Source organism: Prevotellamassilia timonensis, assembly GCF_900106785.1.
GTDB classification, from domain to species: Bacteria; Bacteroidota; Bacteroidia; order Bacteroidales; family Bacteroidaceae; genus Alloprevotella; species Alloprevotella timonensis.
In genome coordinates this window covers 25385-42226 of the sequence record NZ_LT629843.1, presented here as the reverse complement: position 1 = coordinate 42226, position 16842 = coordinate 25385, and the positions used below count along the sequence as shown (strand labels likewise).

At 52.2% G+C, this 16842-nt stretch carries 10 protein-coding genes and 2 pseudogenes; 2 read left to right on the top strand and 10 right to left on the bottom strand.

All coding sequences use genetic code 11. The annotated features are described in order from the left end of the window. Positions 1–157: 157 nt before the first annotated feature. The 8 genes and pseudogenes from BQ5453_RS04250 to BQ5453_RS04215 form a co-directional block, all read right to left on the bottom strand. Positions 158–1321, bottom strand: a pseudogene (locus BQ5453_RS04250) (DNA methylase); the annotation flags it as partial. 103 nt (positions 1322–1424) lie between these two features. Further along, a complete protein-coding gene (gene ltrA, locus BQ5453_RS04245; RefSeq protein WP_049702337.1) occupies positions 1425–3110 on the bottom strand; it encodes a group II intron reverse transcriptase/maturase in 1686 nt (561 codons plus the stop codon). A gap of 677 nt (positions 3111–3787) precedes the next feature. Next, positions 3788–8455: pseudogene (locus BQ5453_RS04240) on the bottom strand (N-6 DNA methylase); the annotation flags it as partial. Beyond that, the gene (locus BQ5453_RS04235; RefSeq protein ID WP_004304266.1) at positions 8445–8897 is read right to left on the bottom strand and encodes a DUF1896 domain-containing protein; all 453 of its coding nucleotides are present in this window, start codon (positions 8895–8897) and stop codon (positions 8445–8447) included. The pseudogene BQ5453_RS04240 and the gene BQ5453_RS04235, both read right to left, overlap by 11 nt. 162 nt (positions 8898–9059) lie before the next feature. Then, positions 9060–11147, bottom strand: a complete 2088-nt coding sequence (locus BQ5453_RS04230) for a type IA DNA topoisomerase (protein ID WP_004291456.1) — start codon at positions 11145–11147, stop codon at positions 9060–9062. Positions 11148–11207: 60 nt separating this feature from the next. Beyond that, a complete protein-coding gene (locus tag BQ5453_RS04225) occupies positions 11208–12779 on the bottom strand; it encodes a DUF3945 domain-containing protein (protein ID WP_004291455.1) in 1572 nt (523 codons plus the stop codon). Positions 12780–12799: 20 nt separating this feature from the next. Beyond that, positions 12800–13150 (bottom strand): helix-turn-helix domain-containing protein, encoded by a 351-nt coding sequence (locus BQ5453_RS04220; RefSeq protein WP_004291454.1) that lies wholly within the window; start codon positions 13148–13150, stop codon positions 12800–12802. A 3-nt stretch (positions 13151–13153) separates the two neighbouring features. Then, complete coding sequence (locus BQ5453_RS04215; protein ID WP_004291432.1) at positions 13154–13579, bottom strand: helix-turn-helix domain-containing protein; 426 nt, start codon at positions 13577–13579, stop codon at positions 13154–13156. 138 nt (positions 13580–13717) lie between these two features. Between BQ5453_RS04215 and BQ5453_RS04210 the strand changes: the two genes are divergently transcribed. Together BQ5453_RS04210 and BQ5453_RS04205 are read left to right on the top strand one after the other, a co-directional pair. Then, positions 13718–14017 (top strand): helix-turn-helix domain-containing protein, encoded by a 300-nt coding sequence (locus tag BQ5453_RS04210; RefSeq protein ID WP_004291426.1) that lies wholly within the window; start codon positions 13718–13720, stop codon positions 14015–14017. A 31-nt stretch (positions 14018–14048) separates the two neighbouring features. Then, positions 14049–14354 carry a helix-turn-helix domain-containing protein gene (locus tag BQ5453_RS04205; protein WP_004291424.1) on the top strand — a complete coding sequence of 102 codons (306 nt, stop codon included), beginning with the start codon at positions 14049–14051 and terminating at the stop codon, positions 14352–14354. Positions 14355–14431: 77 nt separating this feature from the next. On the opposite strand, the gene BQ5453_RS04200 is transcribed toward BQ5453_RS04205, so the two are convergent. Together BQ5453_RS04200 and BQ5453_RS04195 are read right to left on the bottom strand one after the other, a co-directional pair. Further along, positions 14432–14794 carry a hypothetical protein gene (locus BQ5453_RS04200; protein WP_004291423.1) on the bottom strand — a complete coding sequence of 121 codons (363 nt, stop codon included), beginning with the start codon at positions 14792–14794 and terminating at the stop codon, positions 14432–14434. A gap of 11 nt (positions 14795–14805) precedes the next feature. Then, a complete protein-coding gene (locus tag BQ5453_RS04195) occupies positions 14806–16041 on the bottom strand; it encodes a site-specific integrase (protein ID WP_004291422.1) in 1236 nt (411 codons plus the stop codon). Positions 16042–16842: the final 801 nt, after the last annotated feature.

Here is a 16842-nt window from a genome sequence, read left to right as displayed (position 1 = left end):
AATGTATATAACCTAAAATAAGAATAAATTTTAATAAGGGCTGCCCAAAAAGAAAAAAATGCAGTTGCCATCCTATAGATACTTGCAGAAAGGATAAAATTTACTTTTAGACCTTTTGGGATAGCCCTTATTAATACTTCAGATAAAATTCCTTAGGTTATATTTTCAATCCTTTGGACCGGGTTTCCTCCTTGGCATACAGTCCCGGACGCCCGATTATGACATGGTTGGCAACGATACTATCCGCCGGACTGCGTATCTGCGGCGGTGCATTTTCGGGATATTGCGCCTGCCTGTTCCTCACATCTTCCGCTTCCGGCTTGAGCTGTTGCCCTTCATTCTCCTTTTCTGCGACTTCGGGCGTGGGTGGCGCAAGCTCCAGCTGAATTTTTCGGTCAAGGGCGGCAAGTTCGGACTTCAACTGCTTCAGCTCGTCCTCCTTCTTCCACACCTTACCCGCTATCTCCTGTAACTGCGGTATCTCCATCTCCAGCACCTCGTTCTTCGCCTTGTACTGGTCGATGATGGAGGGTATCCTCTCCATCGCGTTGAGGAAGTTGCGGGCGGCGGCCAACGGGTCAGCCATCGCCAGATGCCCGTTGTTGTAGGTGTACTTGTAGTTCCCCTCGACCACGAAGCGGTTGTCGGTGAACTCCAATCCCTCTTTGAGTATCCTTTCGCTCACCACCTTTATCGGAAAACCGTAAAGTTCACCGACCTGCGTGTACAACCCTCCGGTCGTGGCATTCTTGGCTATCTCCTGCAAACGCTTTCCGATGACCTTCTCATCGGCGGAATCCACTCCGTCCACCTTTATTATATTAAGGCGGTTGCCCTCCTTGTCGGTCTGCACCACCGACAGGAAGCGGTTCCAGTCCTCCGTCATGGCATCTATGAAAGCCGTGTTGTTGCGCAACTCGCCGGTCTTTGACTCCAGCTTGAACTCCGAATCACGCTTGCCCTTGTTGAACGACTTGCGTTCCCCTTCGAGCGATGCGATCCGCTTTTCCAGTTTCGCCTTGTCCAACAGGTCGGTATTGCCGGAGAGCAACGCCATGTATTCCGAGAAATTCATGCCCGATTTTTCGTCCATTGCCCCCTCGTCGATGGTACGCGCACCCATCGCACCGCTTTTGAGCTGGCTTATGAAAGTCTGCTTGCAGTGCAGGAGGTTGAACTTGTAGCTGTCCAGTGACTTCTCCACCGCGTAGATGATTACATCCACGTTGTTCCCGGCGAAATGTTTGGCAATCTCATTACCTGCCCTAACTCCGCGTCCGTCACGCTGTTGCAAGTCGGACGGTCGATCGGGTAGGTCAAGGGCATTGCTGCCCTCTTCCCCCCTAAGAACCGTACATGAGAGTTTCCCCTCATACGGCTCAAGCTTTTCTAAGCCTCTGTTTGTATGCAGAGACCGGCTCAAACTACTTCTTGTTTCCATTTGATTTGCGGGATAATTTAAAACATTCATCATGAACCAACAGATTGCATTTCTTTCCGTTTTGAACGGTTGGCATGACATTCCATGCCTTGTGCGTATCAATAGGCTCACCGCATATAGGACATTTGCGTCCTTGCTTTTCCCATAGGTACAGCAGTGACTTGCGTCCTTTTAGCGTAACAAGCATTTTCGACTTCTTTCTTTTATAGAAGTACAGACGACAGTCTGCATCAAACGGGTTCATGTCTCCTTTAATCTGCGTGTATTGCAGGAATGGAAACGATGAAGTCAGAGACAATAATGTCAATTGGTCTTCCTTTCCGTTTGGTTTCTTGAATTTTGAAGCGAAAGTCCATTTGTTCCCTCGAATGTCATGCCAATATCGGTCTTTTATCCACCGTTTCCCTTTCTTGGAATGACGGCGTTTTGCCCATTGCCATAGTGAGAGGAATATCTGATGGTCGATTCTGTGAAATGAATCACGTGTCGCTCCATGCTGATAATAACCTCCCCATCCTCGGATTTTAGAGTTCAACATTCTGATTAACGACTCCTGTCTGCAACCCTTGTTCTCCTTAATTACCTTACGGATATTCTCCATAAAGCGTTTCTCGGATTTCTTTGTCGGCTTGGTCAATATGTCCTTGCCGTATTTGCGGATATTAAAGCCAAGAAAATCAAAACCGTCATGCACGTTGGTTATCACCGTCTTTTCCTCTGATAAGGTCAGACCTCTTTCAGACATAAATTCAGCAACCAATGGCTTGATTTCATTTTCAAGAGTTTCCTTGTTCTCGCAAGTGATGATAAAATCATCCGCATAACGTACAAGGTTCACCATTGGTGAATACAACTTACCATTAACATGATGGCGCTTATATCTATCTGCAAGAGCTTTCTGCAATCCGTCCAAAGTCATATTGGCAAGTGTCGGAGAAATTATACCACCTTGCGGTGTTCCTTCCTCGGTCGGGAACATTTGCTTGTTGAAAACATAGCCACATTTCAACCATTTTCGGAGTATTGCCTTATCCATTGGGATATTGGCAAGTAACCACTCATGGCTGATATGGTCAAAACACCCTTTTATGTCACCCTCCAAAATCCATTCGGGAGAATATCCCTTTCGGAGAATGTTATGACATTGCTGTATTGCATCCATACAGCAGCGTTCCTTGCGGAAACCGTATGAACGAGTATCAGCTGTAGTTTCTGATACAGGCTCCAATGCCATAAGATAGAGTGCTTGCATGGCTCTGTCTTTCATTGTCGGTATTCCCAACGGTCGCAGTTTGCCGTTGCTCTTCTTGATATGAACTCTTCTCAGCGGCATTGGCTGGTAGCCTCTGCGTTTGAGTTGGGTTATTGCTTGCATTTTAGCTTTAGGGGTATCCCATATTTCTTTGTCAACCCCAGGAGTACAACCACCCCCGTTAGAAGTAACCCTCTTTACGGCTAAGGCTTTTGCGTAAAAAGAGTGGGTAAGCGTCCATTGCAAGGCTTTCACCTTGTTATGTCTGCCTTCCTTCTGAGCCTTTACAATACGAGCTTGAAGCTTCTTAACAGCTTGCTCCGCCTTAGTCCAGTCTATTCTGTCCCAATTTGATTGCAGGTTGTCAGTCGGCGCACACGATTGGTCGAGGAGATTTTCTTTGATTTTATCGTTCATTTGCATTCCTACTTTAAAAAGTTCTAAAAGTTTATTGTAAAGAATTACCATTTGGCTAATGTTGGGTATTTGCCTCCCAAACATTACCACAGAAGTCTGCCCACTTTCGTGGTAGGTTGATGTTGTCCCTTGTCAACTCGTGATAAGTGGCTCAAACCCTATCCGTCCCATTACAGAACGGCATTCGCTTTCTCTGTTATCTTATACCTGCACATCATTCAGCATCCATTACTTTCAGCTTACCTGTCTTTTGTCTGACAGGAGATGTACAGGCTTACCATGTTCCACATAGATAACTAACGGATAGGTTAGGTCCTGTCTCATCCTCCGACGGTCTTTACATCCGTGTAATCCTACCATGGAGAGGATTATCTGACCGCATCCCATTTTGGGTAGAGTGTATCAGTATCTTGCACTCTTTTACGACATTACGAAGTTTACTAACAGTTCGCTTACGCTAACCATACTATCCAGCCTCGCCACTCTACGGTATGATACTAACCATACTTGACTTCCCCTCACGGTTCTGTCTTGTCTTGTGAAAGTGTACTTTGTCCCGACCGCTTAATACAACATTAAGGTGCATCGGTCGGTAGGCTACCGCTGACGGAACAGCGGGTTAAAACTGATACTTAAAGTATCATTCCAACAATTATCTATGCGACTTCATGTCGCACCCACGGCGTATCAAGATGATGGATAGCCACACACCGTTTCTGGGCGTTCACACCCGTTCCGAGCATAGAGGTAGAGCCGAACAGCACACGCACCGTCCCGGCGTTCATGGCGTCTATCACCGCCTTCCGCGCCTTGTCGGTCTTGCACTCCTGAATGAAGCGCACCTCGCTTGGCGGTATACCGTAGTCCTCCGTCAGTTTGCGCTTGATTTCCGAATAGACGTTCCACCCGTCGCCCGGCTGGTATGTCCCCAAATCAGAGAAAACGAACTGCGTGCCTTTCTGGGCGTCGTATTTTTGATAATACTCCGCGATCATCTTGGCACAGTGACTCGCTTTGTTGTCGGGATGATCTTCGTAATTCGGGTCTATCATGCGCATGTCGAGTGCCATTTTCCGGGCATAGTCCGTGGCGATGAGCATCTTCGCCTTTTCTTCCGTTTCCGAAAGCGGCAGCCTGCCCAACAAGGTGGCATCGCCCGTCTTGGCGAACTGCATCAGTTTCTGTATGAAGTCCTCCTGTTCCGGCGTGGGCGGTATATGGTGCAGTATCTCGTTCTTGGCAGGACGGTCAACGCCCACATCCTCCGCCGTGCGGTAGTCCGTGATTTCATTATAGAAGGCGGCAAGCTCCGGCACTTTGATGAAGTAGCGGAAACGCTCCTTCTGGACCACATTGTTCGTCACGTTAAATTCAAAATCCGTCGTCTTCTTGGCAAATATCGCCGCCCAAGCGTCGAAACACCTTATGTCCTGCCGTTCCAGCTCCTTCGGGCGCAGGTACTTGAACAGCAGGTACAATTCAGTCAGTGAGTTGCTGATAGTCGTGCCGGAGAGGAAGGTCGCACCCAAGTCTTTTCCTGTGCGCTCCTGTATGGTGCGTATGGCAAAGAGCATGTTAAGTGCCTTCTGGCTTCCCTCGCTGTTTCCCAATCCCGCCACACGGTCGTGGCGCGTGTTGAAAGTCAGATTCTTGAACTGGTGGCTCTCATCTATGAAGATGTGGTCGATGCCCATCTGCTTGAAATCCACCACGTCGTCCGTGCGTGACTTTATGGCGTGTTCCACCTTCTCCAGCTTCGCTTCAAGGTTGTGCTTGCGCTTCTCCAATCCTTTCAGCATCGCCCGCGACACGTTCTTTCCCTGCTGCCGTAGCACTTCGAGGTTTTCCTCCACCGTGTCAAGCTCTGCTTGCAGGATGCGCTGCTGCAATTCCGGCGACTGCGGTATCTTGCCGAACTGGTCGTGCGACATGATGACGCAATCGTAGTCGTTGTTCTTTATATTATTGAAGAAGCGCACACGGTTGGCGGTCGAAAAGTCCTTCTCCGAAGCGTACAGAATACGTGCGTTGGGATATGCCGCCTGATAGGTGGCTGCAATCTCCGCAACGTTGGCTTTCAGCCCGATAATCATCGGCTTGTGTGCCAAATTCAGACGCTTCATCTCATGCGCGGCGATGCACATTATCAGCGTCTTACCGGTTCCCACCTCGTGGTCGCAAATTCCGCCGCCGTTCTGTTTCAACATCCAGACGCAATCCATCTGTGAGGGATAGACGCTCTTGATACCCCGGCTTGCCAGCCCTTTCAGGTTGAGGTCGGGAAAGGTCTGATGGGAGCCGTCGTAGCGCGGGCGCACGAAACAGTTGAACTTGCGGTTATACATCGTCACAAGCCGCTCCTTGAACTGCGGCGACTGCTCTTCGAGCCATTCGGAGAAGCCGTTTCGTATCTCGTCAATCTTGGCGTTGGCGAGTTGTATTCCCTCGCTGTCGCGCATCTTGATGTCGTTGCCATGCTCGTCCTTGCCGATGGACTTCATCATGTCAGGGCAGGTGTTGTGCAGGGCGTGTTTTAGGAGGTGCATACCGTCATAGTTCCGGTAATACCCCTTCACCAGAAACTCGTCCGTGATTTTCATGGTGCGGTAGCCGCACACCACCGAAAACTCGTCCATGCTTGCGGAATAGGCGATTTTCACCTCCGTGTCGAACAGCCGGCTCATGTAGGCGGCATAGACACCCGTCGGAATCCAGCGTTCCCCGAAATTGAAGTCCAGATCCTCGAAGGCGATGCGCTGCGGCTCGGCATCTTTCAGAGCCTCCAACGCCTGCTTCACCTCCGGCATACGCTCATTTTCGGGATTGTCACCCATCCATGCCTCTATGCGTTCCGCTTTCTCTATGACATTTCCGGCGATGAAACGGTCTTTGATTTCGTAACCGGTCACGAGCGGATTGTAGTAGATGCGCCCTTGCAGGGCAGTGAGCAAATCCTCCGCCGTGCTGTCGGTTATCTCCCGCATATAGTCGAGATTGACCGTACCATATTTGTTGAGCGACGCAGACAGGGCTTCTTCGGGAGAGCCTACGTTGGCATGGCTCTCCACCGCGAAGGAAACAGGATGCTCGAAGATGTCCGCCTTGACGAACTTTCCGTTTTCCATCCGTTCCAGCGAAAGGATGTCGCGCCCGCCCGCATCCATCATCACTAACTTCACGTTCTGCTTGGCGTTGAGGTTGCCGTAGCGCATGACAAACTCATCGTAACAGGTATTCAGATGCTCTCGCCACGGAACATTTGCCTCGCGCCGGAGCGATTCATAACGGTACAGACGCTCGTAGGCGTCACGCAGCGACACATACAACAACGCCTTTTCCTTCTGGTATCCTTTCAGGTCGAGCGGCTGGAATGTCGCCCCGTATGGCGTGATGTCTTTCAGGTAGCCGATGTTATGACGCCCCCGGTCAGCCACCAGCGACCCTTCGCGCAGGTGCATCTCCGGCGTGCGGTGGTAGGCACGCGGAGAAAGGTCCACGACTTCCTCCTTCGGCTTTTCCGCTTCGATGTCGGGGAAAAGGAAAGTCCCCACCGCTTCCGATGGGGTATCTGTAACGGCAGGTGCGGCGACTGCCTCCGGCTGTGTTTCCTCCTGTCGTGGCTGCTCACGGGAAGTTTCCGGCACGGCTTTCACTTCCGTCTTTTCCGCCACTTGTTTCTCGTTATGCTGCCTTGCCAGTTCCCGAAGTTCTTTCCTACGCTCCGGCGTCAAACCCATCATCATTTCATAGAAACCGTTGATGGGAGGATTGGTATCCCAGTCCAGTGTGGCATAGATGTCGTCCGGGTCGGCAGGCTTGGCGGTGTTCTCCGCTTTCACCTCCTTATTCTCCATTGCGGGTTTTGCAGTTGGAGCTGTCGGTGTAACCGTGACTTTCGGTTTGGGCGGAGTGGACTTTGCCGTAACTGCCTTTTTCACCGTCTTTTTCTTTTTGGAGGTTTTCGGTTGGCTGACCTCTTCCGTCATCCCCCAGAGGTCAAGCAGGGTGAGCTGCACGCCTGCGGAATATTGCGGGCGCGGTTCTATCTCCGGCTTTTCATCTGCGGGTTGCGGCTTTTCTGTCGGAGTTTCCACCGTCTGCGCCGAGGATACTGTTTCCAATTTTATGGCAGGACGCTCTACTTTATTTTGAACGGCAACTTTTTCTTCCGTTCCTGCCTGCCGGATTGAACCCGAATACAAGCGCATGGCAAGCCTGTAATGGAAATCCTCGTCGAGCATACGGCGCAAATCCCCGGCGATGCCTGCTGCCTTGCCCTCGTGCAGATAAACCATAGCGGGCTTCCCGTAGGGGTCTGTGTCAAGTTTCGCCATCGTATGCACGATGCGTTCCGGGTGGTGGATGAAATAGGCGTTGTCGGTCAGGGCGGTTTTCGTGTCCGTCTGTATCACGGTCATCAGCCGCTCGTCCTGCGACATTTCCTTCTTGCTGAGGTTCTTTTGCAGGACAATCAGGTCACTGCCCACCTCCGTGCCCGCGTTGTCCGTGAACAGGTTGTTGGGCAGGCGTATCGCGGATACCAGATTGGCCTGACTGAACAGCTCGTTACGCACGGAGGTCTTGGTGCTATTCAATACCCCTTGCGAGGTGATGAACGCCACGATACCGCCGTCACGCACGGCATCCAGTCCTTTGAGAAAGAAATAGTTGTGGATGGTTTTCTGGGCGGAGCGTCTGCCGAAAGAGTCGCTCCGCTGAAACTCCGCGTCGAACACGGCAATGTCACCGAACGGAATGTTGGACACCGCCAAGTCGAAATAATTGTTGAACGGTCTTTCGATTTTCTCAAAACCGCAGGTGCGCATTTTCTGGTCGGGATAGAGATGCCTCAAGATTGTACCCGTGAGCAGATCCTTCTCGAAAGCCATCACATCCGCATTGGGGCTGTGCCGCAGCATGGAATCCACGAACACGCCGACACCTGCCGACGGTTCGAGCATACGGGCGGGGCGGACGCTGTAATCTGCCAGCACGTCCGCGATGGTGTCGGTTATCTCTTTGGGGGTGTAGAAAGCGGTCAGCACGGACGCTTTCAGCGAATCCACAAACCGCTTGTACTCTGTTTCGTCCTTGCTGTTCTCACGGATAAGCCTGTGCAGCTCCACCGTCGGGGCGAACAGTTCGAGGTCGGATTTCGCCCACCGGACGGCATCCGTCAGTTCCTTTGCAGGGTTGAGGATACATTTCAGACCGCCGAAACCGCAGTACCTTTGAAGTATGGCACGCTCTTCGGTTGTCGCTGTCCTATTTTCCCTGTCAAGGATGAATGCCGTCCGTATCGCCTCGATGTTGTCCCGCAGTTTCTGTTTGCGGTTAAACGCCATATTCGTCTAAGTAAAGGACGGTTGCTCCCGTCAGCTCCGTGTAGAGCAGGTCGTAATCGGAAGACAGGGCGAAATTGTCATCCGAGAGGTCATAGACGGAGAACACGTTGCCGACAAGCGGCAGCAGTTTCAGGACAAAGGCTTCACGCTTCTCTTCCGGCACTTCATCGGCAAACTCGTTTTCCACGACTTCGCGGAGGATGGCGTAACGGGAATAATGCAGCCCGCGCAGCAGCGTGTCCATCGCCAGTTCCTGCGCACCATCGGCGGGATAGCCTTCAAGCCGTGCCCTCTCATACGTTTCGGCGGCACGGTCGGCCCGTTCCCGTATGAAAGCGGTGTCGTCAGCCTGTTCAAACTTGTTCGTGCGGAGATAGTCCAGCAGGTACAGACCGTAATAGGAAAAGTCGGTCTGACCCTCGTTTTTCTTCTTGTTGTTCATTACTTTGGATTTAGCGGATTGATAATTAACGGGATAATCGGTTGGAAAAAGGAAGAAAAAGGCACTCGGTATCCCTCCGAGTGCCACCACTAAATCCAAAGTATGAGTGTAATCCGGTATCGAAGAACAATTCATTACTCTGAACAAGTGGCAAAGTTAATACTATTTCTTCCGTCCTGAAAATTTCTTGTCCTTTTTAGCCTCCGGGAACACAAAAGTCGTGTTATATTCCCCGTCAAAGGCGACAACAGCATCGAAACTCTTGCCCTGTTTGCTCTTGAACCCTTTGAGCAGCTTGGTATGCCCTTCGGTGAGCAGGTCTTTGATTTCATCGTCGGACAGGGTGCGTCCCGCTTTCAGCCGGAACACGGGCAGTCCGCACTCCGTGTTGTCGCAGCGTACCACCTTGCCGTAGAACCGCATCCTGCCCGTGCCACACTTGGGACACGCGCAGCCGGAGTCACGGCTGCCGAAGAGCTTGTCGCACGAGATCAGTTCGGAGGTTATCTCACGTGTGTACGCCTCTATCTCCTTGCGGAAGGTGTCGTCGGACAGTTCCCCGCGCTCGATACGCGCCAGCTCCTTTTCCCATTCGCCCGTCATGGCAACATCGGCGATGCGCATCGTCTTGACGACGGAATTGAGGGCAAGTCCTTTTTCGGTGGGAACAAGCGACTTCTTGCAGCGTTCCATGTAACCGCGCTTGAAAAGCGTTTCGATGATGGAGGCGCGTGTGGCGGGAGTACCGATGCCACAGTCCTTCATCGCCTGCCGCAGTGCGTCGTCCTCAATTTCCTTGCCCGCCGTTTCCATTGCCGAGAGCAGGGTGGCTTCGGTATGCAGCGGCTTGGGTTTGGTCTTTCCTTCGGTAATGGACGAGCCTTTCGGTGTCAGCGTGTCGCCTTCCTGCCAGCCGGGGATGGTAATTTCCTCTTTTTCCTCGCCATAGACGGCACGCCATCCGGTTTGCTTCACGACGCTGCCTTTTACGGTAAACTCCACTCCGGCACATTCCGCCGTGACAGTGGTCACATCCTTGACGCATTTCTCAGAGAATGCCTCGACCATGCGCCCGGCAATCATCTGATAGATGGTATTGTCCTCTTTGGAGAGGAAGAGCGGTTTCTCACCCGTGACGAGCAGGGCATGGTGGTCTGTCACCTTGCCGTCGTCCACGCTGCGGCGTGTCGGGGCGGCTTTTGCCCGCACCTTGTCTTTCCATTCGGGCTGTGTGCCGATGAAAGCGAGCAGTTTGGGAATTTCGGCAAACACGTCTTCGGGGATGTAGCGGCTTCCCGTTCTCGGATAGGTTATCAACTTCTTTTCGTAGAGTTTCTGCGCGATTTCAAGCGTCTGTTCCGCCGTGAAGCCGTGCTTGGCGTTGGCTTCTTTCTGGAGCGTGGTCAGGTCGTAGAGCAAGGGAGTTTCCTCCGTCTTCTCCTTGCGCTCGGCTTTCGTGACAGTGGCGCAACCTGCCGCCTTTACCTTATTATATAGTTCCATCGCCGGTTCTTTCTCTTTCCATTTCTCGGAGGATGAGAATTTCACGACTTCGCCGTCGCAACCGTCCGTTGCGATATGGAGCTGCCAGAATGCTTCGGACGTAAAGCGGCGGTTCTCCCAGTAGCGTTCACATACCATAGCCAACGTTGGTGTCTGCACCCGCCCCACGGAATACGTGCCGTGTCCGGCGGCGATGGATAACGCCTGTGTGCCGTTGATGCCCACGAGCCAGTCGGATTCGCTCCGCGCTTTGGCGGCGAGGTAGAGGTTGTCGTATTTGCTGCCGTCTTCGAGTTTCCGCAGTCCCTCGCGGATAGCTTTGTCGGTGAGAGAGCTGATCCACAGGCGCACGAAAGGAGTGGTGCAACCCGTATAGTGGTAGAGGTAGCGGAAGATAAGCTCTCCCTCGCGTCCGGCATCGGTCGCCACGATGATATGTTCGCTTGTGTCGAACAGTCTTTTGATGACTTTTATCTGCGACACCACGCCGCTGTCGGGCTTGTAACCTTTCTCCGTCCTGACCTGACGGGGGACGAGCGTGAATGTGTCGGGAATAATCGGGAGGTTGTCACGGACAAATCCGCGCACGCCGTAGCCGTCGGGCATGGCAAGCTGAACGAGGTGTCCGAATGCCCATGTCACGGCATAACCGCCTCCCTCGAAATATCCTTCCTCTCTCTTTGTCGCGCCCACGATGCGGGCGATTTCACGTGCCACGGAGGGCTTTTCTGCAATGATTGTCTTCATGTCTTCTTCTTTTTTGTTGATACTTTGGATTTTATTTTGGATTCAGTGGCGGACACGGGATTACATTTTCATGCCCTTGCCCGTTTTCTTCTGCGGCTTCTCCTGCTGCTGTTGCTGGCGGGCGTCCTTCGGGTTGGTCTGACCTTTCTGCAACGGCTCTCTCAGATTCTTTGTAGCCTCGTTGGTCTTGCCATCGTTGTTCACCGCCACCTGCGTGCGGCTCTCGTTGGACGGAGCAACCTGCTGTGCATTGTCAGGGTTCGTGTCGTAGCGGTACGGGCGTCCCTTCTCCGGGTTGAACTTGATATACATCGTGGCATGGAAGCCCTGCTTGTCGGTCACGTTCTCCAGCTTCACGGCTTTACCCGCCACATAGTCGGCTTTCTGCTGGTCGGTGAAGCTCACGCCGCTCCATTTGCTGATGGGGCGGATGCTGCCGTCCTCGTTCGTCCACGTGTTGCGGCGTTGCTCCTTCTTGGTCTGTGCGGCATTTTCCCCGCCCTGCGCCTGACTTTTCGATGTGTCGCCTTTGGTTTCCTGTGTCTGTGCGGTACGGGGCGACTTGCCGGTTCCCGGCACGAACTCCACGCCGCGCTGCTCCACGTTCACTTGCAGGGTGGTGACGAACTTTCTGCCGTCGTTGCGCTCGATGAGCTTGTCGCGTACGGGCAGTCCGGCGCGGAGCATGTCCCGCTCCTGCGTGGTGATTTCCGTCTTGCCGATGCGCTCCGGGATGCGCACCCTGCTTGCCGGAATGTCCGTGATTTCATTCGTCTTGCGGTCGATGCTGATGTAGGAGGGGATGATCTCGCCCGTTTCCCTGTCCACAATGTCCACGACCCTACCGAGATTGCCCGTTTCGCGGAGGTTCTTCCGGTCATTGTCGGAGAATTTGTGTTCCTTGTACTCATCCAGCTTCTGCTCCTTGCGGATGAAGTGCGGCACGAGGCTGATGTTTCCCTCACCGTCCTTCTTGAAGGAGAGGCGGGCGTCCAGCTCGAATGATTCGCCGCCGAAGGTCGGTTTGACCTTTACCAAGTCGGACTTGCCATAGTTGAGCATCTTCGTAAGGTCGCCGGACTTTTCAAGGTTGTCCCGCTTTACGCCCCATCTGTCCTCCAGCTCCTGCCAGTTGATTTTACTCTCGTCGATGGGCTGGTAGCCACGTTTGCCCTGCATCTGTTCGGATTTGTCCTGTTGCTGTTCTTTCCGTTGTTCCATGTTCTCCTGTTTTTGAGGTTCTTGTTTCTCTGTCTGTTGTGCTGCCATCTCTTCCTGCACCTTCTTCTCATAGTCGGAGGTGTCCACCTTGTGAGGGGCGAGCAGCTCCTTGTTCGCTTCGGGGTCTTTCAGCAGTTGCTTCATCACCTCTAAGAGATTTTCAGCTTGGTCTGCCGCAATGCGGTAGAAACCGAAGCGGCTGGGTTCCTTGCACTGCCGGAAGAAGTTCTTGAAGAAGTTGTCCAGCACGTCGCCATGTCGGTCGAATTGCAGGAAACTCTGCGCGTTCTCCGCTTTTGCGGGGGTGCGCTTGGGTGTGCCGTCCGCGTTCAGCCCGGCTACCACGCTGATCTCGCCTGTCTTCTCGTCACGGACTACCAGCACGTCCTTTTCGTCTTTTTTCTTTGCCATCTGAAAAATGTTTTAATGGGTTATTTATGAAAGAAATTATGGATACGAGCCTTGTAGAAGGCTATATCTTCCTTTTTGAAGTCCTTGATATGGTTGGAAAGGAATGTCAGCACGTCCTCCTCGCTGTAATAGGTCTTCTTGCCCAGCGTCTTGTAGGGCAATGCGCCTACGCTGCGGTAGCGTTGGAGGGTGCGTTTGCTTATCTGGAGCAACATGCACAAATCCTGATTGTCGAAAAGGCGGATGCTTTCCGTGATAGTGGGCTGTTTCCCCTCAGCCTTCATCGCCAGCAGCAGTTCGTCCTGACGGTCGAGCCGTTCCATCAGCTTCTGCATCCAGCCCTCGAAGTTGTTTCGTGTGAGCAGTTCCATGACCTATGTCCTCCTTCCTTTTGGTTTGCCGCCCGTGCGCAGCGTGTGGTTGTGGAACAGGGTGTCTATTGTCCCTTCCTCGTTCCTTACTGTGTTGTCCTCCAATAGCCGCAGTATCTCGGAAAGGCGGTAGCGGCAGCTTCCGCGTACCACCACATACTCGATACGGTGGTCGGTGCGCATACGCTGCATGGTGCGCTTGCTCACGTTGAGCATCTTCGCCGCCTGTGCCGTGTCAAGCAGCTTGTCTTCGGTTTCCCGCTTCCGTTTCTTCTCGTCCCTTGCCTCGCGGATGTACCCTGCGATGTTCGCAATCTGCGCCATCATCTCCTTGTAGGCGGAACTTTCCATTGTTATCACTTTCATGTTCAGTCCTTTCTTTTTGTTTCTGCGACAAAATTCGGCAATAAACAAAAGGGGCTTTAACAACTCACTACGTGACTCACGTAAGATTTTTGCGGAAGATGGCTCCGTAACCCGGTCAAACGGCGCAACAGGCAGCCTTTCAGCGGAAAACGATACGTCTTGTATGCCGTTTCGTTACCTTTGCGGCAAACTCTAAATGACATGAATATGGAAATAGTATCTATCGAGAAAAAGACTTTCGAGATGATGGTGGCGGCATTCGGCGCACTCTCGGAGAAGGTCGCCGCCCTGAGGCGCAAAAGCGACACGGGGCGCATGGAAAGATGGCTCACGGGCGAGGAGGTCTGCGGGCAGTTGAGAATAAGCCCGCGCACGTTGCAGACGCTGCGTGACAGGCGGCTTATCGGCTACTCGCAGATAAACCGCAGGTTCTATTACAAGCCAGAGGAGGTGAAGCGGCTGATACCGCTTGTCGGCACGCTCTATCCGCACGGCAGATGATTTGATTTATTCACCCACTGAATCCGAAGTTATGATGAACGAGAACAACGATGTTTTTACGATGGAAGACGAGCCGATAGCCTCTGTGGTGCAGGATATGCGCAAAGGCTCGAAATGGCTGTCCGCATTTCTGGAAAGCTACCGTCCTCCGCTGGACGGGGAACGTTACCTGACGGACGGCGAGGTGTCGGAACTGCTCCGTGTGAGCCGGCGCACCTTGCAGGAATACCGCAACAACCGCGTGTTGCCCTTCATACTTTTGGGAGGGAAGGTGCTTTACCCGGAAACGGGGCTGCGCGGGGTACTGGAAGCGAACTACCGCAAGCCGCTGGAGTGAGGCGGTTTCATGAAAAAGTAAACGGGTGACACCTTTTGTGGTGCTACCCGTTTACTTGTCTTATGGGGTATGTGCAATCAGCAATACCCGGCTTTTCCGTTCTGTATGAACATCACGTATGTCTGCCGTTTCTCTTGTGAGAGTGCCTTTCCCACCAGCCATGTGCGGAACAGGTGGGTGTTGTAGGTATTCACCCTGAAAGCGACCGGGATGATGATTTCAAGGGCGTACACGTCCGCGTGCAGCCCGTTTTCAAGCTGCATGTAGCGGCACACCTCGTAGTCGTTCAGCACGTCCGACTTGCGGACGGCTCTGATGGCGGCGTTCACTGCCGGGACGGTCGTATGGAACAATCCGGCTATTTCGGTGGCGGTCATCCACACGTCGTTACCGGTTACGCTGACTGCCTTGTCCTCGATGATGATTGTGTCACGTTTCATGGCTTTTCTTTTTAGATGGTGCAACCTGCAAATTCCTCGACGCCGTTCAATCTTGCGGCAAGGTTCTCCATGTCCTGATTGAGCTTCTCTTTGGTTATCTTTGCGTAAATCTGCGTCGTCTTTATGCTCTTGTGTCCGAGCATGGAGCTGACCGTTTCGATGGGAACACCGTTGGAGAGGAATATCGTCGTGGCTGCCGTGTGGCGGCTCTGATGCCACGTGATATGCTTGGTGATGCCGCAACGCTTGGCGACGGCACGGATACCGGCAAGGCACGTGTTATAATGCGGAACGGGAAATATCCTGCCGTCCCCGCACAGTCCCCGGTATTTGCCGATTATGCGGTTGGCGATGTCGAGCAGGCGGATGTTGGACACCACGCCCGTTTTCTGGCGGTTGATGTTTATCCACTCGTGTTCGTCGAAGTAGGTGCGGATATTCTCTTCCGTAAGGTTGCGCATATCCGCGAACGACAGCCCCGTGAAGGCGCAGAACAGGTAGAGGTCGCGGTACAATTCCTGTTTGGCGTTTTTCAGTTTCCCCTCCATCAGCAGGCGGATCTCATCTTTGGTCAGGAAACTGCGTGTTGTTTCCTCCTTCTTGATTTCATACTCGCGGAACGGGTCGCGCGTCAGCCACTCGTTGTTGATGGCGATGAATACCATCGTCCGTAACGGGCAGACGTACAGCCACACGGTATTGGTGCAGCAGTGCTTGTCCGTGCGCAGGAACATCTCGAAGTCGGAGATGAAAGCCGGGGTAAGCTCTTTTAGGGCGATGTCCTTCACATGGTAGCGGATGTCGAGGAACTCTTGCATGTGCTTGTAAACGGTGCGGTACTTCAGCAGCGTGCCTTTGGCTTTCATGCCTGCCTCCACCTGCTTCTCGTAGTCCTCGTTGTGCTGGCGGAACACCTGCATCAGCGTGTGGTAGCGGTGTTCCAGTCCGAGAAAGGCGTTCTTCACCTTCTCCGCCGTGACGAAGTTGTCACGCTCCATGATTTCCTGATAATGCCTGTTGATGCGTACCCGCATCTTGTCAAGCATACGGTTCGTTTCGAGTGCCGCCGTGCTTCTGCCCGTGACACGTCCACCTTTGGTGTCCCACAGTTTCGGATCGACAGTCAGTTTGCAGCTGAACTGTGTCTGGCTGCCGTCCACCGTGATGCGTCCCATGACGGGAACTGTCCCGTCCTTTTTCACTACCTGACGCTTGAGGTAGTAGATTACTGAAAATGTACTCTTCATTGTCCTTAATTTTTGGATTTCAAAATTAGTTGGTGAAGAGTCCGGTGTCGGTACGCAAAACGGGGAGGAACGGCGCAATCTTTTTTCCGTAACCGTATTTGTTACGTGAGTTGTGGGTAACTCACTATAACATAGTGTCTTGTTTCGCCATTCGTACCCGTTTGTCGCATTTTCGGACATGGTTACGAACAAGTAACGTTGCGGCGTCAAGATTTGGCTTCGGCAAGGATTGTAATGGCTTCACGAATTATCGCCACTTTAACTAAAACCCTTGTAACTCAATTCTATCACTATATCTTTCCGCATTTCACTTTTTTGTAGTAACTTTGCAGCGTCAAAATACATAATGACAAGTAAAGTAAGCAAAATAGAGGCATTGAGCAGCTACCGTGAAATAGCAATGTGGAAGTTCTTATTTTTCAGTTGAGGTACTGTTTGATGCCTTTTTATATGCTTCATATATGCATCACCCTAACCCCTAAATTTTATGGTAGAAAATGGCATTGTCTTAAGGGTGGTTCTAATAATTCTGAAATAGGGATTTGGCGCTATCAGAAGTGCTTTTTTGAAAGTTTGAGAGGGAGCATGGCGGGCTGTGTGACCGAACAAACTTTCAGAAAGACACTTCCGAGAGTGTGCAAATCACATTTCAGAATAGCCGAATTCAAAAAACAGAATTCTTAGAACCACCCTTAAATAATAAATACTTAACTTTGCGCTTAGGATCGGAGCTGTTGGAAATGACCAACTGCTGTGAAGCGCCATAAAAAGAGTAAATGAGCCAAAGTTTGTATAAGACTT

Bases quoted from the DNA above. Each gene is read 5' to 3' on its own strand.
- BQ5453_RS04225 (WP_004291455.1), bottom strand. From the start codon at position 12,779: ATGGCAAAGAAAAAAGACGAAAAGGACGTGCTGGTAGTCCGTGACGAG.
- BQ5453_RS04200 (WP_004291423.1), bottom strand. From the start codon at position 14,794: ATGAAACGTGACACAATCATCATCGAGGACAAGGCAGTCAGCGTAACC.
- BQ5453_RS04210 (WP_004291426.1), top strand. From the start codon at position 13,718: ATGAATATGGAAATAGTATCTATCGAGAAAAAGACTTTCGAGATGATG.
- BQ5453_RS04230 (WP_004291456.1), bottom strand. From the start codon at position 11,147: ATGAAGACAATCATTGCAGAAAAGCCCTCCGTGGCACGTGAAATCGCC.
- BQ5453_RS04220 (WP_004291454.1), bottom strand. From the start codon at position 13,150: ATGGAACTGCTCACACGAAACAACTTCGAGGGCTGGATGCAGAAGCTG.
- BQ5453_RS04235 (WP_004304266.1), bottom strand. From the start codon at position 8,897: ATGAACAACAAGAAGAAAAACGAGGGTCAGACCGACTTTTCCTATTAC.
- BQ5453_RS04195 (WP_004291422.1), bottom strand. From the start codon at position 16,041: ATGAAGAGTACATTTTCAGTAATCTACTACCTCAAGCGTCAGGTAGTG.
- BQ5453_RS04205 (WP_004291424.1), top strand. From the start codon at position 14,049: ATGATGAACGAGAACAACGATGTTTTTACGATGGAAGACGAGCCGATA.
- ltrA (WP_049702337.1), bottom strand. From the start codon at position 3,110: ATGAACGATAAAATCAAAGAAAATCTCCTCGACCAATCGTGTGCGCCG.